Genomic DNA, 8724 nt, shown 5'->3' with positions numbered 1-8724 from the left:
CTAGAGCGTTTTCGAGCGAAGTGGATACCGGTTCGCGTGAAGAAAACGCGTCAAAGCAAGAATCTAGAGCCCCGTTCCGATTCATCGGAACGGAAACGGCTGTAGGCGGAGGCGGCGAGATGAGCAGGCTCAGCCTCAAGGCCGGCCCGCTTCATCTCGCCGCGATCGTGCTCGCGCATTTCGCCTGCATGAGCCTGATCGTCTGGCTCTCGCTCTAGCCGCGCGATTACCAATAGCCGCGATAATAGGGACGCGCATAGGCGCGGTACGGCCGATAGTAGCCATAGCCGTAGCCGTAATACGGGCGATAGGGCCGGTAGTATCGCGGATAGGCGTAGGCCGGTCCGTAACCATAATACGCCGGCGCATAACCGGAGCCGTAGCCGTAGCCCGGATATCCGTAGCCGCCGTAGTACGGGCCGCCGCCATAATAGCCATAGCCGTAAGGCGCGCTGCTGGCGATGGCACCGCCGATGATCGCGCCGACCGCGAGGCCGCCGAGACCCCATCCCCAGCCGCCGCCACGCCAATGCACCTGCGTGACATCGTCGCCGGCCGCGGCCTTCATGGCCGCGACGTTGGTCGGCAGCGGCGCTGCCGCCGCCTGCTCGAATTGGCTGGCCATGACCGCGCCCGCCAGCGAACAGGCAATCGCCGTTTTCCAGATCGTCATCGTCTTGCTCCCTGTCTGACGTTTCATTTGGAAAAAGGATTACACACCATGATCGGGCATCCCGGCGCCAAGTCAAAGCCTCGATTTCGCGTGCGGCGCACAACAGCCGGGCCTGCCTCAAATGTGATCGGGCCGCCTGCCGGATGCGGCATGCTGACCGCGAGGATATGACACCAGGACGACACCACCGGAAGTCGATCACCACGGCAAAGCATTAAGCTTCCCGGGCATTCGCAACCAACAAGCATCTTCCCGATTTACTATTCGTACCGTTACTATCGGTTCCAATATGGTGCGCGACCGAGAGGCTTCTCGCGAAGGTCCCGGCTGCGCCAGAGTGTGGGAGGATGACATGAGTGCCGCCGGAAATGAGCCGCTCGCCCGTCAGGCGCTGGCGTTTGTCCTGGCTGGCGGACGCGGCAGCCGGCTCCTGGAGCTGACCGACCGGCGCGCCAAGCCCGCCGTCTATTTCGGCGGCAAGTCCCGCATCATCGATTTCGCATTGTCGAACGCGGTGAACTCGGGCATCCGCCGCATCGCGGTCGCCACCCAGTACAAGGYGCACAGCCTGATCCGGCATCTTCAGATGGGCTGGAACTTCTTTCGCCCCGAGCGCAACGAGAGCTTCGACATTCTCCCCGCGAGCCAGCGCGTGTCGGAGAACATGTGGTATGTCGGCACGGCGGACGCGATCTACCAGAACATCGACATCATCGAGTCGCACAACGCCCGCTTCATCGTGGTGCTCGCCGGCGACCACATCTACAAGATGGACTACGAGGTGATGCTGCGGCAGCACGTCGACAGCGGCGCCGACGTCACGGTCGGCTGCCTCGAAATGCCGCGCGCGGAATCCTCCGGCTTCGGCATCATGCATATCGACGAGAACGGCTGGATCCAGGAGTTCCTGGAAAAGCCGAAAGATCCGCCGCCGATGCCGGGCAAACCCGATGTCTCGCTCGCCAGCATGGGCATCTACGTATTCGACGCGAAATTCCTGTTCGACGAGCTCAAGCGCGACGCCGAGGACCCGAACTCCAACCATGATTTCGGCAAGGACATCATTCCCCATATCGTCAAGAACGGCCGCGCCATCGCGCATCAGTTCAGCAGCTCCTGTGTCCGCTCCGGCTCCGACCCGCGTTCCTACTGGCGCGACGTCGGGACGGTCGATGCCTATTGGGCCGCCAACATCGACCTCACGGACGTTGTGCCGGAGCTCGACCTGTTCGACCGCGCCTGGCCGATCTGGTCCTATTCCGAGATCACCCCGCCCGCAAAATTCGTCCATGACGAGGAGAGCCGGCGCGGCCAGGCCGTGAGCTCGCTGGTCTCCGGCGGCTGCATCATTTCCGGCGCCTCGCTGCGCCGCTCGCTGCTGTTCACCGGCGTGCGCATCAACTCCTATGCCAACGTCGAGAATGCCGTGATCATGCCGTATGTGAATGTCGGACGCGGCGCGCGATTGAAGAATGTCGTGATCGACCGCGGCGTGGAAATCCCCGAGGGGCTGGTCATCGGGGAAGATCCCGAACTCKACGCCAAACGCTTCCGCACCACCGAGCAGGGCATCTCGCTCATCACCCAGCCGATGATCGACAGGCTCAATACATGACGTCTGTTCGCGTCCTCGCGGTCGCTTCTGAAGTCTACCCCATCGTCAAGACCGGCGGCCTCGCGGATGTCGCCGGCGCGCTGCCGATCGCGTTGAAGACGCATGGCGTCGAGATGCGCACGCTGATGCCGGGCTATCCGGACGTGATGCGGCTGCTGTCGGGTGCCGACGAAATCCGGCGCTGGCCGGATTATTTCGGCGGGCCGGGGCGCCTGCTCGCCGGCTCGCATGCCGGGCTCGATCTGTTCGTGCTCGACGTGCCGCATCTGTACGCGCGGCCCGGCAACCCCTATGTCACCGCCGAGGGCGTCGACTGGCCGGACAATGGCGTGCGCTTTGCGGCGCTGTCGCGCGTGGCGGCCGATATCGGCCACGGCCTCGTCCCGTCCTTCGTGCCCGACGTCGTTCACGCCCATGATTGGCAGGCGGGGCTCGCGCCGGCCTATCTGCACTATGACAACCGCCCGCGGCCGGGCACGGTGATGACCATCCACAACATGGCCTATCAGGGCAAGTTCGCGCGTGAGCTGATCGGCGCGATCGGCCTGCCCTGGGATTCCTACGACGTCCATGGCGTCGAATATTTCGGCGGCGTGAGCTTTCTGAAGGCCGGGCTGCAGCTCGCCGATCGCATCACCACGGTGTCGCCGACCTACGCGCGGGAGATCCAGAGCGACGAAGGCGGCATGGGACTCGGCGGCCTCCTGCGCGAGCGCTCCAGCGTGTTGAGCGGCATTCTCAACGGCATCGACATTTCCGTGTGGAATCCCCAGACCGATCCGCACATCGCCTATCGCTTCGGTCCCGACGAGCTGGCGTTCCGTTCGGCCAACAAGGCCGCCCTGCAACAGCGGCTCGGCCTCGATCCGCTGCCCGACGCGCTGCTGCTCGGCGTCATCAGCCGGCTGTCGTGGCAAAAGGGGCTCGATCTCCTGCTCGAAGCCATCCCCACCATCCTTGGCGACGGCATGCAACTGGCTCTGCTCGGCAGCGGCGATGCCGAGTTGCAGGAGCGCTTCAAGGGGACCGCGCGCGCGCATCCGGGACGGATCGCCGCCGTGATCGGCTATGACGAGGCGCTCGCCCATCTGATCCAGGCCGGCTCCGACGCGCTCCTCGTGCCGTCGCGGTTCGAGCCCTGCGGCCTGACCCAGCTTTGCGCGCTGCGCTACGGCGCCGTGCCGGTCGTATCGCGTGTCGGCGGACTGGCGGACACGGTCGCCGACGTCAGGGATGCCGGCGACGCGGCCACCGGCTTTACGTTCGGGCCGGTCACATCAAAAAATCTCTCGGCTGCGCTGGGACGTGCGAGCTTCACCTTCCACGACAGGCCGGCGTGGCGAAAATTGCAGCTTATGGGCCTGGCGACGGACGTCTCGTGGCGCAACCGGGCGGGCGACTATGCCGCGCTCTATCGCGGCATCATCGCGGCGCGAAGGGCGTGAGCCCCCGCCATCCGACGGATTTTTCATCGCCGAATCCATGCTATAGAGCGGCCATGGACCCCTTCGCGATCAAGCTGCTCGGCTTTGCCGCCGCGACCTGCACCACCGTCGCCTACGCGCCGCAATTCATCAAGGTCTGGAAGACCCGCTCGACCGAAGACATTTCGCTCGGCATGTTCCTGGTCATGGTGCTGGGCCTGGCGCTCTGGCTGGTCTACGGCCTGCTCAGCGGCGACGCGCCGCTGGTCGCCGCCAACGCCATCACCATGGTGCTCGCCGGCGGTATCCTGTTCATGAAGCTGAAATACGGCTGAGGTTGAAGCTGCTTAGAGCGGATTGGCGCGAGTACCCATAAAATCCGGGATGTCTGTTTTCGAGGGACCCCGGAGCCGACATAGACAATAGATCATCGTGTGGTCCGTGCGGCACCTGAAAGGTAACGGTCCTTGATCCAGATCAAGTCAGACTGTTTGTAGCCCGCTGCTTAATTGCGAATATGCCAGGCCGCAGGAGCCGCCTCCGTAGCGGCACCGGAAACATTCTACATCGCTACGACGCCGCCGTAATATGAAGGGGCGGCGACAGACGCATTCTCAACACCGTTCTCGCGTTCCCAAAGGGGCGCCTATGAGTAGATCAGAAGCTGACGTCCAAGATCTGCGAATGATGGAAAGATGCCTCGAACTCGCTCGGCAAGGGGTGAAGGAAGGAGAGCTGCCATTCGGCGCCGTAATCGCGTCTCGAGGACAGGTCATCGCAGAAGCGACTAACCACGTTTCATCGGAATGCGACGTGACCCGACACGCGGAACTCGTGGCTCTTTCAGAGGCGCAGAAGATTCTAAGACAAAAGCGTTTGCCGGATTGCACTTTGTATTCAATCGTCGAACCTTGCCCAATGTGTTCTTTCCCGACACGTGAGGCGCGGATTGGTCGCGTGGTGTTCGCCATTTCATCTCCGATCATGGGCGGATTTTCGAGATGGGACGTTCTGTCGGACAACAATTTGTCGAGCAAACTGCCTGAGGTCTTCGGACCTGCGCCGGAAATCGTCTCTGGCTTGCTATCCCAAAGGGCGGAGCAGGTCTGGCGCGACTGGAACCCGCTCGCCTGGCGATTTATGAGACGACGAGGCTGCATCGGACGAGCGGCCGAGCAGACTTCGTGCCATGCGGGCGCGCCTCGGCCAACGTTTTCCTGGAATGCGCTGGCGGATATTTTGGCCGCGCCGGCTCTTTCGGTGAGTAACGTCTTCCTGCGCCGGCGTGCAGATTCAAACACCACCATCTCGGACCTGGACAAGTCTGAAGTCTAGGATCGGGAGCGCGCTACTGCAGGATCAGGCGCGTGTGGCTATCGTTTCAAGTGCACGCGTCGGAATGGGAACTGGGTTTCGTGAATACAGGTGCGGGAAACCAAAGTGAGCTCCGATCCGTCGCTTGGCGCTGCGCAAAGCCATCACCGCCATGACAGAGTCAACGGCGAGCCGGCTAAGACCTGGGAGTTGCCCCGGGTCTTGAACAAGCGAACGTCCAATCTTGCGCAGTTCAGGCTTACCTGCGGGCCCAATATCTATGAGCGCTGCCCTCGGAAGTTTTCGATGAGCAGGGTTTAGAACAACACGACAGACGGCAAAGGGAATTCTGAGTTCGGAAGCAATTCGAGCGACGATCTGCGACTCCATATCGGCGGCAACCGCCCCGGTGATGCCATGGAAGTCCCGCCTCTCTTCAAGACTTGTCATCGGGGAAGCGACTCCAGCTATCGCAGAGTAGCTGGCACCCGGGATCATCCGAAGGAGCTCCTCGGCCCAGGGGAGGTCAGCTGGATAAGCTTCATCTTTCGCGGCAAATACCGACGAGGCGATGACGATGTGACCTGGTCGGAGCTTCGGATCTAGCCCGCCGCATACCCCAAAACTTATAATGCCGCGCGCGCCGTGTCTGATAGCGTCACGCAAGTAAAAGGCGGTCCGGTCACCATCAGCGATCATCGCTGGCGCGCCGGCTATTCTGGCTTCGATCGCAAGTCCAACTACGGCGATGACCGCCTTCATGTCACAGCGGGGGGCGCCAGCGTGAGCGTCGTTGACCGTGACATGCAGCGTCATCAGAGGCGTCGATAATCCTGAAACCGAAGTGTCTCTAGACTCGGGCAATCAAGAGTAAGCCGGCACTAGCACTGTTCGTCTAGACAAAATCGACAGTCCTCCCGATTGGAAGCCAGTTGTTGGAGAACTGTGCCTCGGACGCCACAGCTGCCGCCTGATCGCGGCGCTGGCGGCGAGATCAGCCGCCGAACACATACGACGCCATCGCGACGTTCGCGACCTCGTCGACGAACACGCGATGGCCGACATCGCTGCCGGCAGCGCCGGCGGCCACCATCAGCGGCAGCAGATGGTCCTCGCGGGGATGCGCAAGGCGTGCGCTCGGCGCATTCTCCCAGTCGACCAGCATTGCGTTGCGCCGTGCTGCATCCGGATGGCTGATCGCCTCGTTCAAATAAGCCTCGAAATCATACGAGACCAGCTTCGACTCCGGCCGTCCGAAGCCGCGCATGTTGTGATAGGTGAGCCCGCTGCCGATGATCAGGATGCCCTCATCGCGCAGCGGCGCGATCGCCTCCCCGACCCTGATGTGTTCGCCCGGATCGTAGCTCGATTTCAGCGACAGCAACACGATCGGCATGTCGGCGTTCGGATACATCAGCCCGAGCGGCACGAAGGTGCCGTGGTCGAATCCCTGATTGGCATCCTCGCGGCAATCGAGGCCGGCGCGCACGAGCAGCGCCTTCACCTCGGCGGCGAGCTCGGGCTTGCCCGGCGCCGGATATTTCAGATGATAGGTGTGCTCGGGGAAACCGTAATAGTCGTACACCATCGGCGGATGTGCCGCGGTCGACACCGTGAACGCATCGGCCTCCCAATGGCCGGTGATGACGAGCACCGCCTTGGGTTTCGCCGGCAGACGCTGCGGCAACCGGCCGAACGCCTCGGCGGTCTTGGCATATTGCACCCGCCTGTCCTCCATGAACGGCCAGGGGCCGCCGCCATGCGACAAAAAGAAGGTCGGAACTCGCGTCATAGGCCTCGGCTCGTCTGTTCGGCAAGGGGCGCAGGTGTCATCCGCGCGAAACGGCGGCGAGCATAGGGAAACGCGTATGGTTAGCAAGCCGTTAACGATTTGCCTTCCAAAATCCCCGGCGTGGCCGAAGCAGTCGGCCAGAAGCCAGGGACGTGTGATGAGGAAGTTTTCGCTGGGGGACGTCGTCAACAGTGACAAGGGCCGCCGCGGCGTCGTCCGCGCTGCCTTCAGATCGAAGGAAGGCCAGCAGTTCTACGCCGTCGAGAAGGACGGCGCGATGGACTATCTGGAGGAAGACCGGCTGAGCCCGGCCCCCCGCGTCGAACTCGCGGCTTGATCTCAACTCATCCTTCGAACCTCAGCGCGCGAGCCGGTCCAGGCGCTCCAACCAGGGGTCGTCACCGCTCGCGATGCGATCATCCGTGATCAATAGCAGGCGATCGCGATCGGCGACCGCATCCCAACGCGGCAGGTCCGGGCCGTTGGGATTTCCGCTCGTCGCGAAGTTGATCCAGTAGGCGCGCATGCGGCTTGCGACCGCGCGATCCCGTCGCGAAAGGATGCCGGCGCCCGGCACCCCCTCGGCACCGAAGATGAACTGCAATTCCCGACCGTGCCCTTCGTCGGGACTTCCGCGCTGGGCTTCGGGCACATAGGCGAAGCGATAGCGAAAGGTCGGCGCGCCCGTTGCCGCATGCAAGCGGGCCAGCAACCGCACCGGCTCGGAGAAGACCTTGTCGGTGTAGAACCTTGCCGCAAGATCCGATTGCCGTGCGACGTCGGGATAGAGCTTGCGCAGCCCGTCGATGCTCTCGCCCGACGACGCAAGCTCCTCCTTGATCCCGAGCTCACCGTCAAAGCTGGTCTCGTCGTCATTCGAGCCGATGATCACGGGAATGCGGCTCTGGTGTCCCGCCGCAAACCCCGCGGCGACGTTCTCCGACGCCAGACCTCCATCCACGGCCGGCGCGAAGCTGCGCGACGATTTTTCCAGCAGATGTTTTTCGGCGGCGAGCAGCCGTGCCGGCTCGGCTGTGCGCACATCCGCTTCCTGCCCAAGCGCCGCCACGAATTGCCGCCCCATCGTCTCCGCCTCTTGCGCCGTGCGCAGGCGCGCGCGACCGGGCACCGATTGCAAAATCGCTTTCTGAAACAGATCGCGCGTTTGCGTACACAGCATCAAGAGGGCGATCGACATCGCGCCTGCGCCGTTGCCGAACAGGGTGACGTTGTTCGGATCGCCGCCGAAGGCTGCGATGTTGTCGTGGACCCAATGCAGCGCCGCGATCTGGTCCATCAGGCCGTAATTGCCGGAGCCGCCTTCCGACAGCGCCGGGTGAGCGAGCCAGCCGAGCACACCAAGGCGATAATTGACGGTGACCACGATGAGGCCAGCCTGCGCGAGCCTGGCGCCGTCGAACAGCGGATCATTCGCGGAGCCGCTGACGAAGCCGCCGCCATGGATGAACACCATCACTGGCAGCGGGCCGTCGACCCCGAAGGGACGAAACACGTTGAGCGTGAGGCAATCCTCGCTCGCGGCCGGCAGTGACGGCTGAAGGCACGGCGCGGCGTAGTCGTAGGCGGTGCGCATCTCCGAGCTCTCGGGCGTCGCCCGCGGTGCATGCCAGCGCAGCGGTCCGACCGGCGGCGCAGCGTAGGCGAGCCCCTTGAAGGACGCCACCTCCCCCTCGACGGCGCCGAGCATCTGTCCCTCGCGCGTCAGGGCAAACGGAAACTGGCCGACCGGCTGGGCCAGGGCCGCGCCGGCGCAGCAGAGGAATGCGGAAGCCGCAACGAGCGCAAGCAGGGGCCGCATCTTGGGGATCTCGATGCGCGGAAAGGTTCCCGGGCAGGTTACGTCCGCGGCGCGCGACGAGGCAAGTGCTGCGCGAGTCCGCGAGTC

9 protein-coding genes and 1 pseudogene are annotated in these 8724 nt (G+C 63.5%); 6 read left to right on the top strand and 4 right to left on the bottom strand.

Translation table 11 applies throughout. The annotated features are described in order from the left end of the window. Window positions 1–218 (top strand): annotated as a pseudogene (locus tag ACXJL8_RS25890) (hypothetical protein); the annotation flags it as partial. Window positions 219–226: 8 nt separating this feature from the next. On the opposite strand, the gene ACXJL8_RS25885 reads toward ACXJL8_RS25890, so the two are convergent. Next, window positions 227–673 carry a hypothetical protein gene (locus ACXJL8_RS25885; protein WP_456619852.1) on the bottom strand — a complete coding sequence of 149 codons (447 nt, stop codon included), beginning with the start codon at window positions 671–673 and terminating at the stop codon, window positions 227–229. 352 nt (window positions 674–1025) lie between these two features. On the opposite strand from ACXJL8_RS25885, the gene glgC reads away from it, so the two are divergent. From glgC to ACXJL8_RS25865, 4 genes are all read left to right on the top strand, one after another. Beyond that, a complete protein-coding gene (glgC, locus tag ACXJL8_RS25880) occupies window positions 1026–2288 on the top strand; it encodes a glucose-1-phosphate adenylyltransferase (RefSeq protein ID WP_456685829.1) in 1263 nt (420 codons plus the stop codon). Next, window positions 2285–3733, top strand: coding sequence for a glycogen synthase GlgA (gene glgA / locus ACXJL8_RS25875; RefSeq protein WP_456619854.1), 1449 nt, complete (start codon window positions 2285–2287; stop codon window positions 3731–3733). The genes glgC and glgA overlap by 4 nt, the downstream gene beginning before the upstream one ends. 53 nt (window positions 3734–3786) lie before the next feature. Continuing rightward, complete coding sequence (locus ACXJL8_RS25870) at window positions 3787–4047, top strand: SemiSWEET transporter (RefSeq protein ID WP_456619855.1); 261 nt, start codon at window positions 3787–3789, stop codon at window positions 4045–4047. Window positions 4048–4396: 349 nt separating this feature from the next. After that, a complete protein-coding gene (locus ACXJL8_RS25865; protein ID WP_456619856.1) occupies window positions 4397–5047 on the top strand; it encodes a nucleoside deaminase in 651 nt (216 codons plus the stop codon). A 24-nt stretch (window positions 5048–5071) separates the two neighbouring features. Here the strand turns inward: ACXJL8_RS25865 and ACXJL8_RS25860 are convergent, their stop codons facing one another. Both ACXJL8_RS25860 and ACXJL8_RS25855 read right to left on the bottom strand, forming a co-directional pair. After that, window positions 5072–5842 (bottom strand): phosphorylase family protein, encoded by a 771-nt coding sequence (locus ACXJL8_RS25860; protein ID WP_456619857.1) that lies wholly within the window; start codon window positions 5840–5842, stop codon window positions 5072–5074. Between the two features lie 178 nt (window positions 5843–6020). Beyond that, on the bottom strand, window positions 6021–6818 hold the full coding sequence (locus ACXJL8_RS25855; protein WP_456619858.1) for a DODA-type extradiol aromatic ring-opening family dioxygenase: 798 nt from the start codon (window positions 6816–6818) through the stop codon (window positions 6021–6023). A gap of 157 nt (window positions 6819–6975) precedes the next feature. Here ACXJL8_RS25855 and ACXJL8_RS25850 point away from each other — a divergent pair, with 157 nt between their 5' ends. Continuing rightward, entirely contained in the window at window positions 6976–7155 is a 180-nt protein-coding gene (locus ACXJL8_RS25850) for a hypothetical protein (RefSeq protein ID WP_456619859.1), read from the top strand. A gap of 21 nt (window positions 7156–7176) precedes the next feature. Here the strand turns inward: ACXJL8_RS25850 and ACXJL8_RS25845 are convergent, their stop codons facing one another. After that, a complete protein-coding gene (locus ACXJL8_RS25845) occupies window positions 7177–8637 on the bottom strand; it encodes a carboxylesterase/lipase family protein (protein ID WP_456619860.1) in 1461 nt (486 codons plus the stop codon). Window positions 8638–8724 lie beyond the last annotated feature (87 nt).

The organism is Bradyrhizobium sp. P5_C11_2, from assembly GCF_054049755.1.
The sequence above is the reverse complement of the archived record's forward strand: the minus strand, read 5'-3'. Positions and strand labels throughout refer to the sequence as shown.